The organism is Paraburkholderia ginsengisoli NBRC 100965, assembly GCF_000739735.1.
Classification (GTDB): Bacteria; Pseudomonadota; Gammaproteobacteria; order Burkholderiales; family Burkholderiaceae; genus Paraburkholderia; species Paraburkholderia ginsengisoli.
This window is the reverse complement of the sequence record NZ_BBJF01000014.1, coordinates 1-21,725: the sequence shown is the minus strand read 5'-3', so window position 1 is coordinate 21,725 and position 21,725 is coordinate 1. Positions and strand designations below refer to the sequence as shown.

General features: G+C 64.7%; 20 protein-coding genes, 1 rRNA gene and 2 pseudogenes. 12 read left to right on the top strand and 11 right to left on the bottom strand.

The window, feature by feature from the left end; genetic code table 11:
- The first annotated feature begins 1 nt into the window (after nucleotide 1).
- From BGI01S_RS20900 to mdcH, 6 genes are read left to right on the top strand one after another with little or no spacing between them, the layout of a single operon-like run.
- Complete coding sequence (locus tag BGI01S_RS20900; protein WP_042327928.1) at nucleotides 2–976, top strand: triphosphoribosyl-dephospho-CoA synthase; 975 nt, start codon at nucleotides 2–4, stop codon at nucleotides 974–976.
- Nucleotides 964–1,278 (top strand): malonate decarboxylase subunit delta, encoded by a 315-nt coding sequence (locus BGI01S_RS20895; protein WP_042327927.1) that lies wholly within the window; start codon nucleotides 964–966, stop codon nucleotides 1,276–1,278. The genes BGI01S_RS20900 and BGI01S_RS20895 overlap by 13 nt, the downstream gene beginning before the upstream one ends.
- Nucleotides 1,275–2,165: a biotin-independent malonate decarboxylase subunit beta gene (locus BGI01S_RS20890; RefSeq protein ID WP_042327925.1), complete on the top strand. Its 891-nt coding sequence runs from the start codon at nucleotides 1,275–1,277 to the stop codon at nucleotides 2,163–2,165. Before BGI01S_RS20895 ends, BGI01S_RS20890 begins: the two co-directional genes overlap by 4 nt.
- Nucleotides 2,162–2,977, top strand: coding sequence for a biotin-independent malonate decarboxylase subunit gamma (mdcE, locus tag BGI01S_RS20885; protein ID WP_042327924.1), 816 nt, complete (start codon nucleotides 2,162–2,164; stop codon nucleotides 2,975–2,977). Before BGI01S_RS20890 ends, mdcE begins: the two co-directional genes overlap by 4 nt.
- Nucleotides 2,977–3,687: a malonate decarboxylase holo-ACP synthase gene (locus BGI01S_RS20880; protein WP_042327922.1), complete on the top strand. Its 711-nt coding sequence runs from the start codon at nucleotides 2,977–2,979 to the stop codon at nucleotides 3,685–3,687. The genes mdcE and BGI01S_RS20880 overlap by 1 nt, the downstream gene beginning before the upstream one ends.
- Nucleotides 3,687–4,619: a malonate decarboxylase subunit epsilon gene (gene mdcH / locus BGI01S_RS20875; protein ID WP_042327921.1), complete on the top strand. Its 933-nt coding sequence runs from the start codon at nucleotides 3,687–3,689 to the stop codon at nucleotides 4,617–4,619. Before BGI01S_RS20880 ends, mdcH begins: the two co-directional genes overlap by 1 nt.
- A 125-nt stretch (nucleotides 4,620–4,744) precedes the next feature.
- On the opposite strand, the gene yjfF is transcribed toward mdcH, so the two are convergent.
- The 5 genes from yjfF to BGI01S_RS20850 form a co-directional block, all read right to left on the bottom strand.
- Nucleotides 4,745–5,845: a galactofuranose ABC transporter, permease protein YjfF gene (yjfF, locus tag BGI01S_RS20870; protein WP_042327920.1), complete on the bottom strand. Its 1,101-nt coding sequence runs from the start codon at nucleotides 5,843–5,845 to the stop codon at nucleotides 4,745–4,747.
- Entirely contained in the window at nucleotides 5,842–6,885 is a 1,044-nt protein-coding gene (locus BGI01S_RS20865) for an ABC transporter permease (RefSeq protein WP_042327919.1), read from the bottom strand. Before BGI01S_RS20865 ends, yjfF begins: the two co-directional genes overlap by 4 nt.
- A complete protein-coding gene (locus tag BGI01S_RS20860; protein ID WP_042327918.1) occupies nucleotides 6,882–8,507 on the bottom strand; it encodes a sugar ABC transporter ATP-binding protein in 1,626 nt (541 codons plus the stop codon). Before BGI01S_RS20860 ends, BGI01S_RS20865 begins: the two co-directional genes overlap by 4 nt.
- A 190-nt stretch (nucleotides 8,508–8,697) precedes the next feature.
- On the bottom strand, nucleotides 8,698–9,684 hold the full coding sequence (locus BGI01S_RS20855; protein WP_042327917.1) for an ABC transporter substrate-binding protein: 987 nt from the start codon (nucleotides 9,682–9,684) through the stop codon (nucleotides 8,698–8,700).
- Nucleotides 9,685–9,897: 213 nt separating this feature from the next.
- Complete coding sequence (locus BGI01S_RS20850) at nucleotides 9,898–10,497, bottom strand: alpha-ketoglutarate-dependent dioxygenase AlkB family protein (protein WP_042327916.1); 600 nt, start codon at nucleotides 10,495–10,497, stop codon at nucleotides 9,898–9,900.
- A 160-nt stretch (nucleotides 10,498–10,657) separates the two neighbouring features.
- Between BGI01S_RS20850 and BGI01S_RS20845 the strand changes: the two genes are divergently transcribed.
- Entirely contained in the window at nucleotides 10,658–11,242 is a 585-nt protein-coding gene (locus BGI01S_RS20845; RefSeq protein ID WP_042327915.1) for a malonic semialdehyde reductase, read from the top strand.
- Between the two features lie 56 nt (nucleotides 11,243–11,298).
- On the opposite strand, the gene BGI01S_RS20840 is transcribed toward BGI01S_RS20845, so the two are convergent.
- A complete protein-coding gene (locus BGI01S_RS20840; RefSeq protein WP_042327914.1) occupies nucleotides 11,299–11,634 on the bottom strand; it encodes a hypothetical protein in 336 nt (111 codons plus the stop codon).
- A gap of 379 nt (nucleotides 11,635–12,013) precedes the next feature.
- Between BGI01S_RS20840 and BGI01S_RS20835 the strand changes: the two genes are divergently transcribed.
- Entirely contained in the window at nucleotides 12,014–13,177 is a 1,164-nt protein-coding gene (locus BGI01S_RS20835) for a metallophosphoesterase (RefSeq protein ID WP_042327913.1), read from the top strand.
- Nucleotides 13,178–13,208: 31 nt separating this feature from the next.
- Here BGI01S_RS20835 and BGI01S_RS20830 read toward each other — a convergent pair whose 3' ends face one another.
- Nucleotides 13,209–13,733 carry a hypothetical protein gene (locus BGI01S_RS20830; protein WP_042327912.1) on the bottom strand — a complete coding sequence of 175 codons (525 nt, stop codon included), beginning with the start codon at nucleotides 13,731–13,733 and terminating at the stop codon, nucleotides 13,209–13,211.
- A gap of 712 nt (nucleotides 13,734–14,445) precedes the next feature.
- On the opposite strand from BGI01S_RS20830, the gene BGI01S_RS20825 reads away from it, so the two are divergent.
- Together BGI01S_RS20825 and BGI01S_RS29745 are read left to right on the top strand one after the other, a co-directional pair.
- Nucleotides 14,446–15,153 (top strand): MgtC/SapB family protein, encoded by a 708-nt coding sequence (locus tag BGI01S_RS20825; protein ID WP_042327911.1) that lies wholly within the window; start codon nucleotides 14,446–14,448, stop codon nucleotides 15,151–15,153.
- A gap of 193 nt (nucleotides 15,154–15,346) precedes the next feature.
- Entirely contained in the window at nucleotides 15,347–15,601 is a 255-nt protein-coding gene (locus BGI01S_RS29745) for a GlsB/YeaQ/YmgE family stress response membrane protein (RefSeq protein WP_084585457.1), read from the top strand.
- Nucleotides 15,602–15,682: 81 nt separating this feature from the next.
- Here BGI01S_RS29745 and BGI01S_RS20820 read toward each other — a convergent pair.
- From BGI01S_RS20820 to BGI01S_RS20810, 3 genes and pseudogenes are all read right to left on the bottom strand, one after another.
- Nucleotides 15,683–17,197 (bottom strand): annotated as a pseudogene (locus tag BGI01S_RS20820) (acetyl-CoA hydrolase/transferase family protein); the annotation flags it as partial.
- Nucleotides 17,198–17,372: 175 nt separating this feature from the next.
- Nucleotides 17,373–17,588, bottom strand: a complete 216-nt coding sequence (locus BGI01S_RS20815; RefSeq protein ID WP_042327910.1) for a hypothetical protein — start codon at nucleotides 17,586–17,588, stop codon at nucleotides 17,373–17,375.
- Between the two features lie 153 nt (nucleotides 17,589–17,741).
- Nucleotides 17,742–19,889: an FUSC family protein gene (locus BGI01S_RS20810; RefSeq protein ID WP_408638638.1), complete on the bottom strand. Its 2,148-nt coding sequence runs from the start codon at nucleotides 19,887–19,889 to the stop codon at nucleotides 17,742–17,744.
- Nucleotides 19,890–20,149: 260 nt separating this feature from the next.
- Here BGI01S_RS20810 and BGI01S_RS20805 point away from each other — a divergent pair, with 260 nt between their 5' ends.
- Nucleotides 20,150–21,151: a LysR family transcriptional regulator gene (locus tag BGI01S_RS20805; protein ID WP_042327908.1), complete on the top strand. Its 1,002-nt coding sequence runs from the start codon at nucleotides 20,150–20,152 to the stop codon at nucleotides 21,149–21,151.
- A gap of 103 nt (nucleotides 21,152–21,254) precedes the next feature.
- Nucleotides 21,255–21,374, top strand: a pseudogene (locus BGI01S_RS29740) (lipocalin family protein); the annotation flags it as partial.
- A 116-nt stretch (nucleotides 21,375–21,490) separates the two neighbouring features.
- On the opposite strand, the gene rrf reads toward BGI01S_RS29740, so the two are convergent.
- Nucleotides 21,491–21,604 (bottom strand): 5S ribosomal RNA (gene rrf / locus BGI01S_RS20800).
- Nucleotides 21,605–21,725 lie beyond the last annotated feature (121 nt).

Here is a 21,725-nt window from a genome sequence, read left to right as displayed (position 1 = left end):
GATGGCGACCGCTGCAGTGTTGAAGCGTTTGGCACGGGGGGCTGCGCAAACGGTGAGTGTCGGCGCGCGCGGCACCACCTCGCCCACCGACGCGCAACTGGCCCATTACGCCGTCACCGCGCTGATCGAAGAAGCGCGGCTCACGCCCAAGCCCGCGCTGGTCGACCGGCGCGGCAGCGGCGCGCATCGCGACCTCGATCTCGCGACGATGCTGCGTTCCGCGCAGGCGCTCGAACCGACCTTCTTGGCGCTCGCACGCGCGGCGCGCCGCCGGGGCGAACCGTCCGCGTTACTGCGCACCGAACTCGCGCAGATCGGCCGCGTCGGCGAGCAGGACATGCTGTGCGCGACCAGCGGCAGCAACGCGCATCGCGGCGCTATCTGGATTGTTGGCTTGCTGGTAGCGGGGGCGGCGGTGGATGCGTCCGCTGTCTCAACTGCGGCTCCATCGATACCTGGCATTACTACACATCCAGCTGCCTTGCACATCTGCACACGCGCCGCGCAGATCGCCTGCTTCCCCGACCGTTTCGCCGCGCCGTCCGACAGTCACGGCGAACGCGCACGGCAGCGCTATCAGGTCGGCGGCGCGCGACGCGAAGCGCAAGACGGCTTCCCGCACGTCGTCGACGTCGGCCTGCCCGCACTGCTCGCCGCGCGCGCTGGAGGGGTCGACGAAAACGCCGCGCGCGTCGACGCGTTGCTCGCGATCATGGCCTCGCTCGACGACACCTGCCTGTTGCATCGCGCGGGCCTCGCCGGTTTGCACGCTGGGCAACATGGCGCGCGCCGCGTGCTGCAAGCCGGCGGCAGTTCGACGCCAGCGGGCCGCGCCGCTTTGGCCGCGCTCGAACACGCATTGCTGTCGCTCAACGCATCGCCCGGCGGCGCAGCCGACCTGCTCGCCGCCACCCTCTTCCTCGACATGCTGGCGCACCACGACGCCGGCCGGAGCCCAGACCCATGGAACATCTGACCTTCGACTATCCGGCGCAACGCGCCGTCACGACCCGCGCGCATGTCGGCGTAGTGGGCTCGGGCGATCTTGAAGTGCTGCTGTCGCCCTCCGATCCCGCCGCCTCGCTCGCCGCGCACGTGGTCGTGCGCACCAGCGTCGACGGCTACGGCCACATCTGGAAGAGCGTGCTGGACCGCTTCTTCACGCGCTACGACGGCGCCGCGCAAATCGAAATCAACGACTTCGGCGCGACGCCCGGCGTGGTCGCGTTGCGGCTCGCCGAAGCGGTCGAAGCCGCCGAAGAGGGAGACGACGCATGAACGCCACCACAACCGCCGGCGCCCATTCCCCGCCGCTGCTGCGCGACAGTTTCATCGAACTGCCCGCGCGCGAACGCGCCCGCTCGCTGCTGGACCCTGGGAGCTTCCGCGAACTGCTTGGGCCCTTCGATCGGATCGAGTCGCCGTGGCTACCGCTGCAAGGTGTCGTCTGCCAGGCCGATGACGGCTGCGTGATCGCGCGCGGCACCATCGACGGCGAACCCGCTGTGATCGCCGCGATCGAGTCCGCGTTCCAGGGCGGCAGTATCGGCGAAGTGTCGGGCAGCAAGATTGCCGCGGCGCTCGAGATGGCGCTGCGCGACTGCGAACGCGGCAAGCTGGTGCGCCCTGTCGTACTGTTCGAAACCGGCGGCGTGCGGTTGCAGGAAGCCAACCTCGGACTCGCGGTGATCGCGGAGATGCAGGCGGCGATCGTCGCGTTGCGTCGGCATGTGCCGGTGGTCGGCGTGATCGCGGGCATGGTCGGCTGCTTCGGCGGCATGTCGCTCGCGGCCGCGCTGTGCTCGTATCTGATCGTGACGAAACAGGGACGGCTCGGCATGAACGGCCCCGAAGTGATCGAGCAGGAAGCGGGCATCGACGAACTCGATGCGAGCGACCGCCGCCGCGTGTGGCAACTGATCGGCGGTGAACAACGCGCGGCGACCGTGCTTGCCGATCAGTTGATCGACGACGATGCCGGCGCGCTGCGCGCCGCCGTGCGTGCCGCGTTCGCGCAAGGCGTGCCGGCCGCGCATCGCAGCGAACAGGTCGACGTGTTTCTGCAGCGGCTCGCGCAGATCGATCCCGCCAGCGTGACGCCGGAGAGTATGCGCGACGTGTACAACCGCCCTTTCCAGAACGCCGGGCACAAGGAGCAGGCATGAGCGATACCCAACTGAGTCGCGGCGCGCGCTGGTTCCACGCGCTCGCCGGCGAAGCTTCCGGCGAGGCGCCTGTATGGAGCGGCGACGCGCTGCTCGGCGGCGAGACCGCGCGCTTCATCACGGTCGTGCCCGATCCCGCCAACCGCTTCCCGCGCGCGACCGACAACGTGGTCGGCCTCGAACAGGGCTGGCGGCTCGCGCGCGCCGTGCGCGAAGTCATCGCGCAGGACGACGCGAGCGGCGCGCGTCGTCCGATCGTCGCGATCGTCGATGTGAAAAGTCAGGCCTATGGCTATCGCGAGGAAATGCTCGGCATTCACCTCGCGTGCGCGGCCGCCGTCGATGCGTATGCGTCGGCGCGCGACGCGGGTCATCCGGTGATCGCGCTGATCGTCGGGCCGGCGATGTCGGGGGCGTTCCTGGCGCACGGCTATCAGGCGAACCGCATCGTCGCGCTCGACGCGCCCGGCACGATGGTCCACGCGATGGGCAAGGAAGCCGCCGCGCGCGTCACGCGCCGCACGGTCGAAGCACTCGACGCGCTCGGCGAAACCATCGTGCCGATGTCGTATTCGATGGCGTCGTTCGCGAAGCTCGGGCTGCTCGACCAGTTGATCGACGGCGTCGATGCCGATGCGCCGGACGCGGCGCAGATCGAGCGTGTGCGTCAGGTGTTGTGCGAGCAGATTCGCAGTGCGCGTACCGGGGAGCGCACGCTCGCGCATCGGCTGGAATCGGCGGCGGCGCAGAAGAACCGCGCGGCGTCGATCAAGGTGCGCCGGCGGCTCGCCGAACAGTGGGATGCGGTGTGATGCGGGTCCGCGCGGCGCCGCCGTTCGACACGACGCATGCGCTGTCATGCGATGCGCGATGGCGTCCGCACGACTTGCTGCGTTTGCGACGCCTGCCCGCTTTCGATGACGAACCGGCATGGGTCCGTGCGGCTGTCGAGCGCACGCCGTATGCGGTCGTCAGACGCGCGCTGGCTGCGGAGGACTTCGTGGCGATCGGCGTGCGCGGTGCGGGGCGGGCGCAGCGCTACGGCACGTGGGTTCATGCAGAAGATATCGTGGCCGCCGTGCCGCCCGAGACGTTGGTGCGAACCGCGCCACCGGCCGGGCGCGATGCGTTATCGGCTTTCGTCGCCCTGCACGCTTTGCAAGGCGACACGGCCGGTCCGCTCGCTGGATTCGTCTGGGGCCCGACGGGCAGCACGGGCTTTGAACTCGCTGCACGCGTGCCGACCGTGAATGAGTCGAGCGATCTCGATCTGCTGATCCGGACGCCCGAACCGCTCGCGCGAGACTGCGCGCTTGCGTTGCTCGATCAGCTGCGAGCGCTCGCGCAACGCATCGGCATTCGTGTCGATGCGCAACTCGAAACGCCTGCGGGCGGCGTTGCGCTCGCCGAATGGGCTGCGGACAAAGCGCGCGTGATGGCGCGCAATGCTCGCGGCCCGCAATTGATCGCCGACCCGTGGGAGCGGGATACCGCTCGCATCGATCACAACGACGACACCTGATGCTCGCGCTGCTATTTCCCGGCCAGGGCGCGCAGACCGATGGCTTTCTGCATCGTCTGCCGCAGCATCGCGCGGTGCGTGACACGCTCGACGAAGCGTCACACGTGCTCGGCGTCGATGCGCTGACACTCGACACGCCGGATGCGCTGCACTCGACCGTCGCCGTGCAGGTCGGCTTGACGATCGCGGGCGTGGCTGTCACACGCGCGTTGGCTGATGAACAGTTGACGCCGGAAATCAGCGCGGGCTTGTCGGTCGGCGCTTATGCGGCGGCGGTGAGTTGCGGCGCGTTGCCATTCGCCGACGCGTTGAAGATGGTGCGGCGCCGGGCCGAGTTGATGGAAGCGGCGTATCCGGCGGGATATGGCCTTGCGGCGGTGTCGGGGCTGACCGAGCATCAATTGGAAACGCTCGCCGCGCAGCATGCGGACGAGGAGCGGCAGCGCGTCTATATCGGCAATGTGAATGCGCCGCGCCAGATCGTGATGGCGGGTGCTGATGACGCGCTGGATGCATTCATCGCGCGTGCGTCGGCGGCGGGCGCGCGCAAGGCTACGCGACTTGCGGTGAGCGTGCCGTCGCATTGTGAATTGCTCGCGCAGGCATCGGATGAACTACTGGCCTACGCGCGCGAAGTGCCCTTTCATGCGCCGCGCAGCACTTACATTGGCAATCGCGGCGGCCGGCCGTTGTATACGGCGGACGCTATCCGCGACGATCTCGCGACCAACATGCGCTACACCGTGCGTTGGTTCGATGCGCTGACGGCAATGCAGGAGATGGGCGCACGCGTGTTGATCGAAGCGCCGCCGGGGCAGGTGTTGACCGATATCGCTCGTGAGAACTTTCCGGACACCAGCGCGCTCGCCGCCAGCACGTTCCCGTTTGAGAGGCTTGTGGCGACGGCGCATCGGCGTCTTGCGATCGACTGACGGCGGCATAACGGTTAGGCCCGCCGCCTTCAGCACGCTGCCGCCACTGAACCCACTCAATACATCGCCATATCGACCGACGACCCTCACCGCGCGCACCGCAAACGCACAAACCACTCAGCACTTCAAGCCTGCTCCGGCGCGCGCCCCAACACCTGCGAATCCGCAGCCGTCGCCGACTTCTCATCATGCGCATGTCCACGTCCCGCCGTCGCCACCGCGCCAGTACCACCCGGCCGCCGCACCGACTTCGCATGCCGCTCGATCAACCGTTGCAGCAGACAGAACGCGCACAGCAACGCACCGATCACGATACGGGTCCACCACGAACTCAGCGTGCCGTCGAATGTAATCAGCGTCTGGATCGTGCCGAGAATGCCGACGCCGAATAGTGAGCCGATCACATAGCCGACACCGCCTGTCAACAGCGTCCCGCCGATCACCGTCGCCGCGATTGCATCGAGTTCCATCCCCTGGCCCTGCAAGCCGTAGCCCGATAGCACATAGAACGTGAACACCGCGCCGCCGAGCGCGGAGCAGAAGCCGCTCAACGCATACACACCAATGCGCGTATGCGCGACCGGCAGCCCCATCAACAGCGCGGAACGCGGATTGCCGCCCACCGCATACGCATTGCGGCCGAAGCGCGTGAAGTGCGCGACGAAGATCGCGGCGACGAGCGTCACCAGCGCGATCAGCACGTTCGCCGTGACCGAGCCGACGCCGATATCGAGGCGGAACGCCGAGATCTTCTGGAACGTCGGATCGGTGATCGTGATCGATTGCGTCGTGATCAGAAAACACAGGCCGCGCGCGAAGAACATGCCGGCCAGCGTCACGATGAACGCCTGCAAACGGAAGAAGTGAATCAGCGCGCCCTGCACCGCGCCAAACACCGTGCCCATCACCAGCACGGTCGGGATAATGATCCACACCGGCCAGTGCATGTGCTCGGACAGCACCGCCTCGACGATGGTCGTCAGCGCGACGACCGAGCCCACCGACAGATCGATCCCGCCCGACACGATCACGAACGTCATGCCGATCGCAACGATCAGCAGGAACGCGTTGTCGACCAGCAAGTCGAGCAGCACCTGCCACGAGAAGAAACCGGTGTACATCACCGAGCCGAAACCGAACAGCGCGCAGAACAGCAGGATCGTGACGGCGATCGGCAGGGTGCGCGGATCGACCACGCGAGCCAGTGCTTCGAAGAGTCGTCTCATCGTGCCACCCCGCGTTGCTTGAAGACCGATGCGCCGAACGACATCGCCAGCGAGCGCGCCGCCGGCGACTGGATCACGCTGACCGCAAGCACCACGGCCGCCTTGACGACGAGCGTCGCCTCGGGCGGGACGCCGATCGAATACGTGGTGTAGGTCAGCGTCTGGATGATCAACGCGCCCAGCACCGTGCCCGCGAAGCTGAAGCGGCCGCCGAGCAGCGACGTGCCGCCGAGCGTCACCGCGAGAATCGCGTCGAGTTCGAGCAGCAGGCCGGCGTTGTTGCCGTCGGCGCTGCGCACGTTCGAGCTGATCAGAATGCCCGCCATCGACGCGGTCAAACCCGAGAAGCCATACACCGCGAACACGAGCGCCTTGGAGCGCAAGCCGACGAGTCGCGTGGCAACCGGATTGACGCCGATCGCGCGAATGAAGAGCCCGAGCGCCGTGCCTTCGACGAGCGCGGCGGTTGCCAGCACGACCACCGTCGCGATCCACACCGAGCACGGCAGGCCGAGCCAGTAGCCGCCGCCGACGAACAGATAGCCGGGCGCGCCGATCGGAATGATCTGCCCGGCCGTGAGCAACTGCGCGATACCTCGGCCGGCGACCATCAGGATCAACGTCGCGATGATCGGCTGCATACCGACAAAGGACACCAGCACGCCGTTCCACATGCCGCTCAGCACGCCGACGATCAACGCCGCGATCAGCGCCTGCGCGACCAGCCCCGCGCCCGGCACCGGCTGCGTCGCGAGGATCGTCGCCGCGGCGGCGCCCGCGATCGCCACCACTGCACCGACCGAGATGTCGATGCCGCGCGTCGCGATCACCAGCGTCATGCCGATCGCGACGAGCACCAGCGGCGCGGCGCGATTGAGCACGTCGATCGGCGCGCCGAACAGATGGCCGTCGAGCATGCGCAGCGACAGGAAATGCGGATTGACCCACAGGTTCAGTCCGCACAGCAACGCGAGCGTGACGCACGGCCAGATCAACGGCCGCTCGACGCCGTCGCGCACGAACCAGTTCGATAGCTTCATTCGCCGCTCCCCGCGATGAGTCGATAGATGTTGTCCTCGGTCGACGCCTTGCCCGCGACTTCGGCGATCTTGCGGCGGTCGCGCAGCACCGCGACGCGATGGCTCACGCGCAGCACCTCGCTGATCTCCGACGAAATGAACAGGATGCTCAGACCGTTCGCGCACAGCGCCAGCAGGCGATCCATGATGTCGAACTTCGCGGCGACGTCGATGCCGCGCGTGGGTTCGTCGAGGATCAGCAGCTTGGGGTCGGTGGCGAGCCAGCGCGCGAGCAGCGCTTTCTGCTGGTTGCCGCCGGATAGCAGACCGATCGGCTGTTCGGCGTCCGACGCCTTGATGCCGAGCCGCTCGATCCACAGATCGGCCAGCTCGCGCGCGCGCTGCCGGCTGATCTTGCGCCACCAGCCGCGCCGCGCCTGCAGCGCCAGCAGAATGTTTTCGCGGATCGACAGTTCGGCGACGATGCCCTCTTTCTTGCGATCTTCCGCGCAATAGCCGATGCCGTGGCGCACCGCGTCGCGCGGCGAGCGCAGCCGCACCGCCTTTCCATTGACGAGGATCGTGCCGCTGTCCGCGCGGTCCGCGCCGAACAGCAGGCGCGCGGTTTCCGTGCGGCCCGAGCCGAGCAGGCCGGCCAGACCCAGGATCTGGCCGGGCTGGACGTCGAGGTCGATCGGCTGCAGCGTGCCGCGCCGCCCGACGCCGCGCAGTTCGATGAACGGCTGCGCGCCTTGCGGTGCTTGCGCGGGCTCGTCGGACTCCTGCGCCGCCTGCGCTTCATGCGCGGCTTCGCGCAAACGGGCGCTCATGCGCTCGTGACCCACCATCTTCGACACCAGTTGATCCGCCGACAGATCGCGCGCGAGGTATTCGCCTTCGCGCTCGCCATTGCGCATCACCGTGATACGGTCGGAGATCGCGTAAGTCTGTTCGATGAAATGCGTGACGAACAGAATCGCGATACCCGATTGTTTAAGATGCCGAAGTATTTTGAAAAGCTGCGCGACTTCGCTGTCGTCGAGACTCGAAGTCGGTTCGTCGAGAATCAGCACGCGCGCGTCGACGGATAGCGCGCGTGCGATCGCCACCATCTGCTGCACGGCGATCGGATACGCGTCGAGCGAGCGCGTGACGTCGAGCGACACGTCGAGGCGCGCCAGCGCGGCCTGCGCGCGGCGCTTGATGTCGGGCCAGTCGATCGCGCCGAAGCGGCGCGGCTGCCGCCCCGCGAAAATGTTCTCGGCCACCGACAGGTTCGGGCACAGATTCACTTCCTGATACAGCGTGCGCACGCCGGCCGCTTCGGCCTCCTGCGGCGACGCGAACGCCACCACTTCGCCGCCGAGGCGGATCGTGCCGGCATCCGGCGCAACCACGCCGGTCAGCACGTTGATCAAGGTGGATTTGCCGGCGCCGTTCTGCCCCATCAGCGTGTGAACCTCGCCGGGAAAAAGACGAAAATCGACGCCTTGCAGCGCCTTCACGCCGGGGAAGGTCTTGCTGACGCCAGCGGTGGCCAGAATGGGTTCAGGCGCAAGCGCGGCATCCGTGGCGCTCTTCGCGCCGTGAACGCCGGCGGTGTCGAGGGCCGGCTGATTCGGTTCGGAAGCGGGATGAGTCATGGACCTCGCTCGATCGTCTATGCGTGGTTCGGCAGGCTCCAGCGGCATCCCTGTGAAAAGAGACCGCCCGCTGCCGAAGCAGCCCGGGCGGTCAGGCACCACTGGAGAAACCTGTTCGATCTATCCGTACTGCTCGTCTCCTCTGCGCCGCCACGCGGCGCATTTCATCAGGATGACTGAGTACTTCGCTTCAGTACTTGCGCGTCGGCAGAGTCTGCGCGGCGACGCTCATCGGGAAGACGGTCTCTTCCGTGAGAATGCGCTTGGGCAGCGGCTTGCCGGCCACGACGTCCTTCACCGCCGACATCAGTTGCGGCCCGAGCAGCGGACTGCATTCCACATCGACGTTCATCTTGCCCGCCGCCATCGCCTGGAAGCCGCCCTTGGTCGCATCGAACGACACGACGATCACGTCTTTGCCCGGATGCATGCCGGCTTCTTCCATCGCCTGGATTGCGCCGAGGGCCATGTCGTCGTTATGCGCATAAACTACATTAATTTTATTTCCGTAAGTCTTGATGAACGCTTCCATGACCTGCTTGCCGCCGGCCAGCGTAAAGTCGCCGCTTTGCGAAGCGATGATCTTGAATTTGGGATCGTTCTTGATGACTTCCAGCAGACCGCCATGCCGGTCATTGGCGGGCGCGGAGCCAACCGTTCCCTGCAGTTCGGCGATGTTCACCGGACCCTGGCTGCCTTTATAGTGATCTTCGAGCCAGTGGCCGCCACGACGCCCTTCTTCCAGGAAGTCGGAGCCGATCATCGTCACGTAGAGCGACGTGTCTTTCACGTCGATGTTGCGGTCAGTGAGAATCACCGGAATCTTCGCGGCCTTGGCTTCACGCAGCACGGGTTCCCAGCCGGATTCGACGACCGGCGAAAACGCGATCACATCGACTTTCTGCGCGATGTACGAGCGGATCGCCTTGATCTGGTTTTCCTGCTTCTGCTGGGCATCGGAGAATTTGAGCTTGATCTTCGCGTCCGCGGCGGCGGACTTGACCGACTCGGTGTTGGCGGTTCGCCATGCGCTTTCCGCGCCGACTTGCGCGAAACCGAGCGTAATCTGTTTGTCCTGCGCGTATGCCCTGGGCGCGGCCAGCGTCAGCGCGCCGATGCCTGCGGAAAGTGCGAGCGCGCCCAACGCACGACATGCGGCACGTCGTGTATTCGCCATGACTGTCTCCTGATGTTGTTGTGTAGACGACCCAGCGAACCTGCCCAGCCCTCGCGGCCCTCACGGTGCGTGGATCGTGATGTAGCGTACTGTGCCGCGCGTTAACCGTCCAATCATATGATTCGCGCCAGCGATATCAATTTTGGTATAACGGGCGCGATCGACGTTCGCCGACCTCGTGTGCCGCAATGACTCGGCGAATGGCGGACCGGACTAGCGCGCGGCCGCTCGCGGCGTGACCCAGCGGAACGTCAGATTGACACGCTCACCGGCGACGCGCGGCTCCTTCGGCACCCGATGCCGCCACTCGGCCTGCGTGTTGCCCTTCATCACCAGCAGGCTGCCGCCCTTCAACGAAAAAGACTGCACGACGCCGCTCTTGTTGTGGCGCAAATCGAAAGTGCGCGCGACGCCGAGGCTCACCGACGCGATCACCGGTTGCGCGCCCAGTTCCGGCTCGCGGTCCGCATGCCAGCCCATGCTGTCGGTGCCGCTGCGATAGCGGTTGAGCAGCACGCTGTTGAAACGCGCACCGCAGACCGCCTCGGCGGCGGCCTTCAATTGCGCGACGGCCGGTGTCCACGGTTGCGGCACGTTGCGAATGCCCGAATAGACGTACACCGCATCCGGCTCGCCTTGCCACGCGGTCAGACGCGGCAGCGCGACGCGGCCGCCGGGCGTGCCTATCGTGTCCTGACGCCACTGCACTTCGTCGATCAGTTGCGTCAAAATCTGCGCGGCCTTCGCGGGCGCCAGCCAGTCGGGATACCAGTCGACGTCGGGCGTCGGCAGGTCGTCAAAAAGATCGGTCATGCTGTTACCTGGTACCTGTATGCGATCGCGCGGACAAAACATGCGCGGGTGAACCCTGGCTATTATGGCGGCAACGACGCCGACGCTCACACCCGCGCGTTGCGCTGTCATGCCAATCGCTCACGCGCTATCCACTCTTCACGTTCAACGGATCCTCATCATGACTCTCTCCGATCAGGCGCTCGACCAGCTCTTTCGCGAAGCGCGCACGCATAACGGCTGGCAGCCGAAACCCGTCGACGATGCCGTGCTCGAACAACTCATCGAACTGACGCTGCTCGGCCCGACCTCGGCCAATTCGAGCCCGGGCCGTTTCGTCTTCGTCAAGACGGCGGAGGGTAAGGAGAAGCTGCGCCCGGCGTTGTCGGCGGGCAATCTCGACAAGACGATGGCCGCGCCGGTCACGGTGATCGTCGGGATGGACATGGCGTTTTACGAGCACCTGCCGAAGCTGTTTCCGCATGCGGACGCGCGCAGCTGGTTCGCCGGCAATGACAAGCTGATCGCGGATACGGCATTTCGCAATTCGACGCTGCAAGGCGGCTATCTGATTCTCGCCGCCCGCGCGCTCGGTCTGGACACGGGTCCGATGTCGGGCTTCGACGCCGCCAAAGTCGACGCAGCGTTCTTCGCCGGCACGTCCGTGAAGGCGAACTTCCTGATCAATCTCGGCTACGGCGACGCGTCGAAACTGTTCGCGCGCAGCCCGCGCTTCTCGTTCGACGAAGCCGCGCGGATTGTCTGATTCGCCGATGAACGCGCGGCGCGTCGCGCGCCGGCGCGTTCCTTCCGATCGTGCGTTCAGGTGAGCAGCGCGACGTAAAACACCACCGTGCCGATCAACGCGCCAATGAAGCAAAAGCCCTCGTTGGCGTCGTCGTCATTCGTACTCGAACGCAGCCATGCACCGACGACGCCGAATAGTCCCGCGATGCCCAGCGCGACGCACAGCATCACCACGCCGAATAGCGCGCTCTTGCCGAGCTCGGAAAAATCGATGTTGCGCACGCCGAAGTAGAGGCCGAGCGCCATTAGCGAAATGACCACGAGCGGCAGCATCACATGACTGCCCTCGTGTCCGACATGATGCGCATGATGCGTGTGGCGCAATGGATGGTCTGATCTGAGCAGCTTCATGATGTGTCTCCCCCTTCGCCTTCGGCCGGCGACAAAACCCATCGCTACCGAACCGCTGCGACCCCAATGCGACCGCAAAACGAGCCGGTTGCTTTGAGCATAGTGCACGCGCGAACACAATTCAAAGACCATTTAATTAGGCTGTGCAGCGCGCATCGGCGCGCTTGCGTCAGTCGCGCGGAATGCTGCATTGCACGACGCCGGCGGCGCCTTCGCACATCAGGATGGAGCGCGTGGGCTTACTAATTTACGGCTTCGGCAAGCGCCGACACATGCCGGTAGAATGAGTCGCCCGCCGTCGCGAACGGCAAAGTTGCCGCCGACGATCCGCCGCCGCGCTTGCGCTGCGTGCGGGCCCCTTCCCGCCCTGATCCTCTTTATGCGCCGCTCATCGTTCCTTGTTCGCATCATCCTGATTGGCATCCTGCTGCATATCTACGTTGGCTTGCGTCTGATTCCGGACATGCCGATCAATACCGCCGGCCGCTGGTTGAGCGGGCTGTGGCTCATGCTGTCGATCTTCGTGATTCCGCTGGGGATGATGGCGCGCAGTATCAAGCGGCAGCCGCTCGGCGACCGGCTCGCGTGGATCGGGCTGCTGGCGATGGGCTTCTTCTCGTCGCTGCTGGTGCTGACGTTCGCGCGCGATCTCATGCTTGTGTCGCTGCTGACCGTCGATGCGATCCGGCCGCACACGCTTGCGATCGGCTCATGGCGGACCGGCTCGGCGGCGGCGGTGCCGTTGCTCGCGCTGCTCTCGACGCTTGTGGGTCTGTTCAATGCGCGGCGCCGTGCGAAGGTGGTGACCATCGAGGTGCCGATCGACGACCTGCCGCCCGCGCTCGACGGCTTCACGATCGTGCAGATCAGCGACATCCACGTTGGCCCGACGATCAAAGGCCGCTACGTGGATGCGATCGTCGACGCGGTGAACCGGCTGAAGCCGGATCTGATTGCGGTGACCGGCGACGTGGTGGACGGCACCGTGCCGCAGTTGACCCGGCACACGCAGCCGCTGTCACGGCTCAGCGCGCGTCACGGCGCATTTCTCGTGACGGGCAACCACGAGTACTACGCCGGCGCGAACGCGTGGATCGCCGAGTTCCGCCGCCTCGGATTGAACGTGCTGCTTAACGAGCACGTGATTGTCGATCACGACGGCGCACGCGCGGTGATTGCCGGCGTGACCGATTATTCCGCCGGTCATCACGACCCGTTGCATCGCAGTGATCCCGCTGCTGCACTCGCGGGCGCACCCGGCGACGTGTTGATCAAGGTGCTGCTCGCCCATCAGCCGCGCTCCGCCCCCGCGGCTGCCGCGGCGGGCTTCACGCTGCAGTTATCCGGCCACACGCACGGCGGCCAATTCTTCCCGTGGAATTTCTTCGTGCGGTTTCAGCAACCGTTCACCGCCGGTCTGGCGCGCCTGAACGGCTTGTGGGTGTACACGAGCCGGGGCACCGGTTACTGGGGACCGCCGAAACGCCTCGGCGCGCCCTCCGAAATCACACGCGTGCGGCTCGTCGCGAGCGAGCCGAACTAAGCCGACCGTGCGTCCGTTACCGGGTTGCACGTTACTGCGCGGGCGCCACGGACATGCTGACCTGCGGCGAGTACGTCACCGACACCTGCATGCCAGGCGTCACGCTGGCGACCGCCGCCGGCTCGCGGCCCTGAATATGGAACACCGAGCCGGTCGCGCCCTTCAGCTCCAGTACGCCGGTGGCGCGATCGACCGCCGTGACCTCGGCGGTCACGTTCTGCGCCGTGTCGCGCGACGCCGCCGAAGCCAGTTTGCCTGCTCCCTCCACGCCATGCGTCACTCGAACCACGGCGTTGCGGACCATGCGAAGATGGACCTTGCTGCCCAGCCTGATTTGCGCGAGATTGCGCACATCCGGGACCGTGATCGAGCCTTGACCGCCGTGCGCGTCGAGTACGGTCAGGGATTGCCTCGTCGGGTCGATCGATTTGACGATGCCATCTGCCTGCAACGTGCTGCTGCCTTCGAACGGCGCGGGCAGAACTGCGGCGAACGCAACGAGCGGAGCGACCGCCAACCATGCGCCGACAATGATGCCGGAAGCTGTGATTTTCATACATTCCTCAATTGGGCTGAACGGCGGAAGAGCGGCGATGTCGTGCTGATGAATGGCGCGTGACGCAACGCGTCAGCACATATGAACCGCGCGGGAGCGAAACACCCGCGAAGCGCGAGGCAGACACGAACGAAGCACAAAGCGCGAACGTGATTTGAACCCCGCAAACAGCACGACACGTTCCGAAGTATTCAGTCAGTGTGTTTTCCGGGATGAAGACCGTCAAGTTTCGGAGTCCGTATTTGAACGAGGATTGGTCTATCGAGTGATCGGAAATTTCCGAAATAACGTGACCATGCATTCGGCGCGTCGTTCGATCCCGGTTTGACTTGCCTTTGCACAGCCGCCTAAAATTCGCCCACTTCTTTTAACCGGAATCACGATCTTGGACAGTAGCAGTCGTCCCCGTCGAGCTTCGCTTCGCCCGATCGCCTGATCGGCAAGATTTCCGCGTCAGCCTTCCTGCTGTCGCCGTCTTGCCTTCGGGCCGGATGGCGCACGTCGTTCACCACCTTCGCCACCTATTCCACCTATTGCCAGTGAAGCCCCGCATGGCGCGTTGCCATGCCACGGCTCCACGCCTTGACGCATCGCGAGCCCTCGTTCGCGTACGTCGTCATGCGTGACTCGCGCGCGTCCATACGGACGACGCGCCGTTGTCACGCGCCGGGTTCACACTGCGCGAACACTCGCGCCCCAATCTTACTGAACGATGACATTCGAATTCATCTGGCGGCTGCTTGCCGCTTTCGCCTGCGGCGTTGCCATCGGCCTCGAACGGCAGGTGCGTCAGCGCAATGCGGGCCTGCGCACCATCACGCTGGTCGCGAGCGGCGCGTGCCTGTTCGTCACGCTCGGCGTGCTGACCGGCACCGGCACGGCCGGCGTCACGCAGATCGCCGCGTACGTGGTGTCTGGCGTCGGCTTTCTCGGCGGCGGCGTGATCATGCGCGACAAAGGCTCCATTCAGGGGATCAACACCGCGGCCACGCTATGGTGCTCGGCGGCGGTGGGCGTATTGTGCGGCGCGGGTCATTACGGCCCGGCGCTCGCCGGCACCGCCGTCGTGTTGCTGACCAATACGGTGCTGCGCGAAGTGAGCCGGACGATCAACGCGGCGCCGGTTTCAAATGCCGATCTGATCCGCGAGTACGTGCTGACGATCGTCTGCCGCGAGGCCGACGAGATCCACATTCGCACCGCCATCTCCAACTCGATGTATTCGACGCCGCTGTCGTTTCAGAGCCTGACGAGCGAGGACGTCGAGAACGATCCTGGACGTATTCGTGTGACGGCGACACTCAAGCTGCATCCGAAGGATCAATCGAAGCTCGAACAGATGGCCAGCCGCCTGAGCATGGAGAAGAGCGTGTCGAGCGTCAGCTGGACCGCGCGCGAAGCGGAGCCGACGCCGGAGTGATGCGGGGGTGATGCCGGCGTGCGGTGCCGCGTCGGATTGCGTCAGTCCCCCAGGGCCCGCGCGCATCGTCTACACTTAGCTGGCAATAGATTCAGATAATGTTAATTCCGTGTCCTCAACATGGACTGCCCCATAACCTTCGACTAAGCTCTAGCACCGTGAATTTCTTTCACTCAACTATGGAGTCTCGAATATGGAACACGGCATCATTGCATGGCTCATCATCGGCGCGATCGCGGGCTGGCTGGCAGGCGTGCTGGTCAAAGGCGGCGGCTTCGGCCTGATCGTCGATATTATCGTCGGGATTGTCGGTGCGTTCATCGGCGGCTGGCTCGCCGGCGTGCTGCACATCTCGCTGGGTGGCGGCTGGATCGGCTCGATCATCACCGCTGTGATCGGCGCAGTCATTCTTCTGTTTCTTATCCGGCTGGTCCGACGAGGTAGCTGAGCGCAGCACCTGATGTCGAAGCGAAGGCGTCAGGGGCAACCGCCGCCTGACGCCACGCTGGCTTAAGCCACTGCTTCCAGTGGCCGGCAGCATCGAGCCGGTATCACGCAGCCGCATATGCCAGGCGAACGCCTGGTCCAACCGATGCGGCGTCTGCCCTCCTCCCCGCAATGCGTCCCGATAGTAGTCGCGCAGCTGATCGCGATACAGCGGGTGCGTGCAGTTCTCGATGATCAACGTCGCGCGCTCGCGCGGCGCCAGCCCTCGCAGATCGGCAAGTCCCTGCTCCGTCACGACCACGTCGACGTCGTGCTCGTTGTGATCGCAATGCGGCACCATCGGCACGACGCTCGAAATGCGACCGTCCTTCGCGATCGACTTGGTGGCGAAGATCGCGCACGACGCGTTGCGCGCAAAATCGCCCGAGCCGCCGATGCCGTTCATCATGTGCGTGCCGCCCACGTGCGTCGAATTCACGTTGCCGTAGATGTCCAGTTCGAGCGCGGTATTCAACGCGATCAAACCGAGCCGGCGAATCACTTCCGGATGGTTGCTGACTTCCTGCGGACGCAGCACGAGCCGGTCGCGGTAGCGTTCGAGTTCGCCGAACACCTGCGCCTGACGCGCGGCCGACAACGTGATCGACGCACCCGAGGCGAACGTCACCTTGCCGGCGTCCATCAGATCGAAGGTCGAGTCCTGCAGCACCTCCGAGTAAATTTCGAAGGCGTCGAAAGGCGAATCGGCGAAGCCCGCCAGCACCGCGTTCGCAATCGTGCCGATGCCGGCCTGCAACGGCGGCAACCGCGCAGGCATGCGTCCGCGCGACACTTCGTGCTGGAAGAATTCGATCAGATGCCCGGCGATCAACTCGGTCTCGTGGTCCGCCGGGAGCACCGTCGACGAACTGTCGGCCATATTCGTGATCACGATTGCCGCGATTTTTTCGAGCGGAATTTCGATGGCCGGCGTGCCGACGCGATCTTGCGCGCGCACGATCGGCAGCGGCTCGCGGTTCGGTCTGCGGCCCGGAATCCAGATGTCGTGCAACCCTTCGAGCGCGAGCGGCTGCGCCAGATTGATTTCGACGATCACCTTGTCCGCGAGGATCGCAAAGCTCGCCGAATTGCCGACCGAGGTGGTCGGCACAATGCCGCCGGTCTCGGTGATCGCGGCGGCTTCGATGATGGCGATGTCGAGTTTGCCGAGCTGATTTGCGCGCAGCATCTCGACGGTTTCGGACAGATGCTGATCGACGAACATGACTTCGCCGCGATTGATCGCGTCGCGCAAGGTCTTGTCCACCTGGAACGGCAGACGGCGCGCGAGCACGTGCGCCTCGGTGAGCATGCGGTCCACGTCATGGCCGAGCGACGCGCCGGTCATCAACGTGATGCGCAGGGGCTTGCCTTCCGCGCGTGCGCGCTCGGCCAGTGCAACAGGGACGGCCTTCGCATCGCCCGCGCGCGTGAAGCCGCTGGCGCCGACGCGCATGCCGTCCTGGATCAGAAGCGCCGCTTCGGCGGCCGAGGTGATTTTTCCGCGCAGCGCGGCACAACGAATCCGGTCTTCGTACATGAAACTAAGTCTCTCCATAGTCATCGGTCCAGTCTACCGGGGCGCACGTCTGCGGTGTGCTTCGTTCAGTAGCCGGAATGTCACACCCGCCGCGCCAGCGCCTTGAGGGGCAACGTCGCGGCCAGGCGTTTCATCGCGTGCGCAATGCTCGCGACAGGTCTTGCTTCATTTCAGGTGTTGCGCGCAGCGCTGTTCAGCTGCCGAAATAAATGTTGCAGAAGCTCACAGGACCGACGCACTCTTCGACCTTGGCCTTCGGCGCCGCGCGGCGCTCCTGTGCGGCGCCGTTGTCGGCGCGCGTCGCATTCGCTTGGGCAACCTGTTGCTCCGGCGCGGCCGGTGCCGTTTGCGCATGAGCGACGGCAGCGGACAAAGAGCAGGCAATCAGGACCATCTTCAACACTTTCATTTCGTTCTCCAGGGCTTACGGTGACTGCGTGGCAGTGATGAAACTATATGACCGCCACCTGCGCGGATAAACGGGGCTGGCCGGAACTGATCCTTCCATCCGATGGAAGGATCGCGAGAATTCGCGCGCACACGGGTAGCTTGGACACCGCGTTCAACGCGCGTTGAACGGCGCGTCCTTGTCGAGCAACGCGGTGCGGATGAAGTGCAGGCAGCTCAGGATGCGCTGCAGATCGTGGCGTCTGTCGCGATCCGCGTGCACCGTTTGCAGCAGGTCCTGGGCGATCCAGGTGGCCGAGCGCACGGACGTCAGCGCGCGTTCGAGCGCGCGCGTGCCGGGCCGCTCGAAGAGTTGCGCGAGGTCATCGCAGGTACGCTCGATCGCGCTCCCCCAACGCGGATGCAGCGCATTCGCATACGTCGCGCGCGCCGTTTCGTTGCGCAGATCGATCACGGCGCGGCCGGCCTCGAGTGTCGCGAGCATCCAGCGCAATGCGTCCCGGCGACGGCGTGAGCGTCGCGTCAACAGCATGCGCAATTGCGAGGTCAGGTCGTGCGTGATCGATTGGAAGCGCTGGCTGAGTCCGGGCAACTCGTCCTTGCATGCGGACACCGCTTGCGCGCGCAAGTCGCCCATGATTCGCTCGATGAGCCAGGGCATGTCGGCTGGGAAAACCACCGCGAAGACAAGCGCCGCGAGCAGCATCGACGCGGTGAGCGCGATGCCGTTGTTGATCAGCAGATCCGGTGCGTAGGTGACGACATTGTCCGGTCCCGCGAGCAGGCAGAAGAACACGGAGAAGCCGATCCCGTATCCGGCTGCATGCTTGCGCGTCGCGATGAACGCGCCGAACGCGAGCACCGGTGCGAGCATCGTGCAAAGCAACGGGAAGCCGTCGATGTTCGGATAGACGTAGCACGTGAACAGGTAGCCGGTCATCGTCGCGAACACGGCGCCGACCGCCATCTGCACGGCCATCTTCGTCGCGTTTGGCGCGGTCGAGGTCAGCGCGCACACCAGTGCCGCGCCGATTACCGCAAGGCCGCCGCTGGGCCAGTCGGTTGCAATCCAGAACCACCCGACGATCGCCATCACCACCGCGGAACGCACGAACGCAAACGCGACGACGAAGCTGTTGGTGCGGCTTATATAGCGGCTGGCGTCGCGCTGCGGGCTTGCTGTTTTACGCCGTGATAGCGACGCGTAGGTCTCCGAGTAGCGAAGCCACTCGTCGACGAAGCGGTATAGCAGTTCCGCTGCGGTATCGAAGTCCGCGAGCGATTCAGCGAGGACAGGTTCCAGTGGCCGCCTCGTTTCGCGTACGCGTCGGGGCAAGTTCGCCTGAAAAAGACGCAACCGGGCCGCGATTTGCGGCGCGTCGAGCACCGCTTCAGGTTGCGACGTCAATAGCGCGGCCAGCTCGTCGAGGTATGGCTTGATAGCGGCGAGCGTCGACACCGATCCATTTGCACGCAGGCGTTTGAGCAGTTGATGCAACGCGTGCAGACGCGCGCACGCATCCATGAATTCGCCGTTCAGACGGCCGAGATGCTGACTGCGCGAACGCATCGCGGGATCTTCGAAGGCGGCGAACGTGCGCGTCGCTTCGAAGCCCACGATTTCGTCGACGAGGTCCGCGAAGCGCCGCTCAAACTGACCTCGTTCGATGCCGCGGCCTAACACCTGCGCAGCGAAGGCAGTAAAATTCGCATACCGAATCTGCAATGCGTGCCGCAGTGCGAGGCTCGCGCGTTGCGGCATGATCAGCGCACTCACCGCGCTCGAGCAGACAATGCCAACCGCGACTTCCGCCGCGCGCGTGAGCGCCGCGAGAAACAGACCGTCTGGCGCGGTGACGTTCGGGATGCCGATCAGCGCGGCGGTGTAACCGGCCAGCACGAACCCGTACCATCTGAAATGTCGATACCGGACTGCAGCGGCAATGCACGCGCTCACCCAGACGATCATACCGAGCATGTACAACTCGGGCTGCTGGACGAACAACGCGCCGAGCACGATGGCGGCGACCGTGCCCACCGCCGTCCCGAGTATCCGGTAGAAGCTTTTGGCGAGCACCATCCCGCTGAACGGTTGCATCAGCACGAACACCGTGGTCATCGCGATGCGCGGCTGCGGCAGATCGAGCAGCATCGCAATGCCCAGCGTCAGCAGACCCGCTATCACGGTTTTCAACAGATGCAGCCAGATCAGGCCGCCACTGTTAGCCCAGTCGCGTACGGCGGCGCTGAGGGTCGGTTGGCTCGTATGCCGACTAGTCTGCCGGCTGAGCGCTTGCCACATGATGCTCAACGAGCGGAAGGAGTCCGTCGCCGGTTTGATCGCATGTTGGCGTTTCATCTGGAGGCAATGCGCAACGTTGGTCGCTGAAAAAAGCGCCGGCGAAGACTGTGCTGTGTGCACCGGCAGGCAAGGCGCCGATTTTAGGAGCATGCTATGGGTGCATTAAGGGGAGCGGCACGGAACGTCCCTTCCAGAACGAACAACAATGCAGGTTCGCGACAGGCGGACAATACGGCTTCTGCCGTGAAATAGAAGGATCGATGGATACGTTACAAAATATGCGGGTGTTCGTGCGCGTGGTTGAAGCCGGTAGCTTTACCGGCGCCGCGCAGTCGCTCAATTCGACGACGGGCGCCATGTCCCGCGCCGTCTCCGAACTCGAAGCGCACCTGCGCACGCGCCTGCTGAATCGCTCGACGAGACGGCTTGCGCTGACCACCGCCGGTGAGCGCTATCTGAAGCGTTCGCAACAAATACTTGCCGATATCGACACTGCGGAAGAAGAAGCCAGTTGCGCTCATGAATGCCCGACCGGCGCTTTGCGGATGCATAGCTTTGCTAGCATCGGTCAGCACTATGTTTTGCCGGCTATTTCGCGTTATCGCGCGCTTTATCCGGAAGTGACTGTCGAGCTGAACTTGTCGCAACGCATGCCGGATCTCTTCGAAGGTAGCGCCGATGTCGCCGTGATCAGCGCGTCGACTCTGCCAAATTCAGATCTCGTATCGCTGCCGCTGGGGACGACTTTCAGCATCCTGTGTGCGTCGCCCGCCTATGTGCGCACGCATAGCGCGCCTCAAAAGCCAGCCGATCTGGCGCATCACGAATGTCTGATCCTGCATACGCCGGCTTTTCCGCCGCACGAATGGGTGCTCGACGGCCCGAATGGCAGTGAGACGATGGAAGTGAACGGCCCTGTGCACGTGAACATCGCGGAATCGTTGATCGTGGCGATTCGCGAAGGAATGGGCATCGGCATGGTGCCGCTTTACGCGGCCATTTCCGGGTTGCGAGACGGCACGTTAGTGCGCGTATTGCCGGAATATACGCTACAGAAGACGAACGTTTATGCGCTGTATCCATCGCGCAAGTTCATCGATGCCAAGACGCGGACCTGGGTCGAGTTTCTGCGCACGCATCTGCCGAAGGTGATTGCACGCGATGAGGCGTTGCTCGCTGAAGTCGCACGAGCGGGTACCGCCGATGATGACGCTGAGGTGCCGGTTGGTGGAAGCGGCGGCGGGGATATTGCCACGCGCTGATTTGGATTGATGATGAGCGCCGTCGGCTGTGTTTGATGCGGCGGCGCTGGCTGAGAGTAGAAATGTTCATCGCCGGGTGCTGCGCGAGTGGGATTCGCGGTAGTCAACGGGGGCGGTGTACTGGGAAGGTGCGGTGCGGGTGAATCGCGAAGGGGCTGAGGTGGGACGGGGTTATCTGGAGCTGACGGGTTACGCGGACGCGTTGCGGACCGGCAGGCGCTGAAGTGCCGATGCGGAGAGCGTTGGGTATCAGCGTCCGCGGCTCGTGGCCGCATTCCTGCGCGTGTAAACGCAGAAACCCCACCTTTTCGGGGTGGGGTTTCTGGTTGCTGCAGGGGAGCCTGACGATTACCTACTTTCACACGGGCAATCCGCACTATCATCGGCGTGGAGTCGTTTCACGGTCCTGTTCGGGATGGGAAGGGGTGGTACCGACTCGCTATGGTCATCAGGCATAAGGGGTTGCTGCGTCGCAAGGATGTGCGCCACAGCCAATCGGGAAGAAGTAGTTTCTGGTGAGGCTCACCAGAGGCGGGTTGTGCTGTATCTGGCACAACACTGATCTCAACCGTGC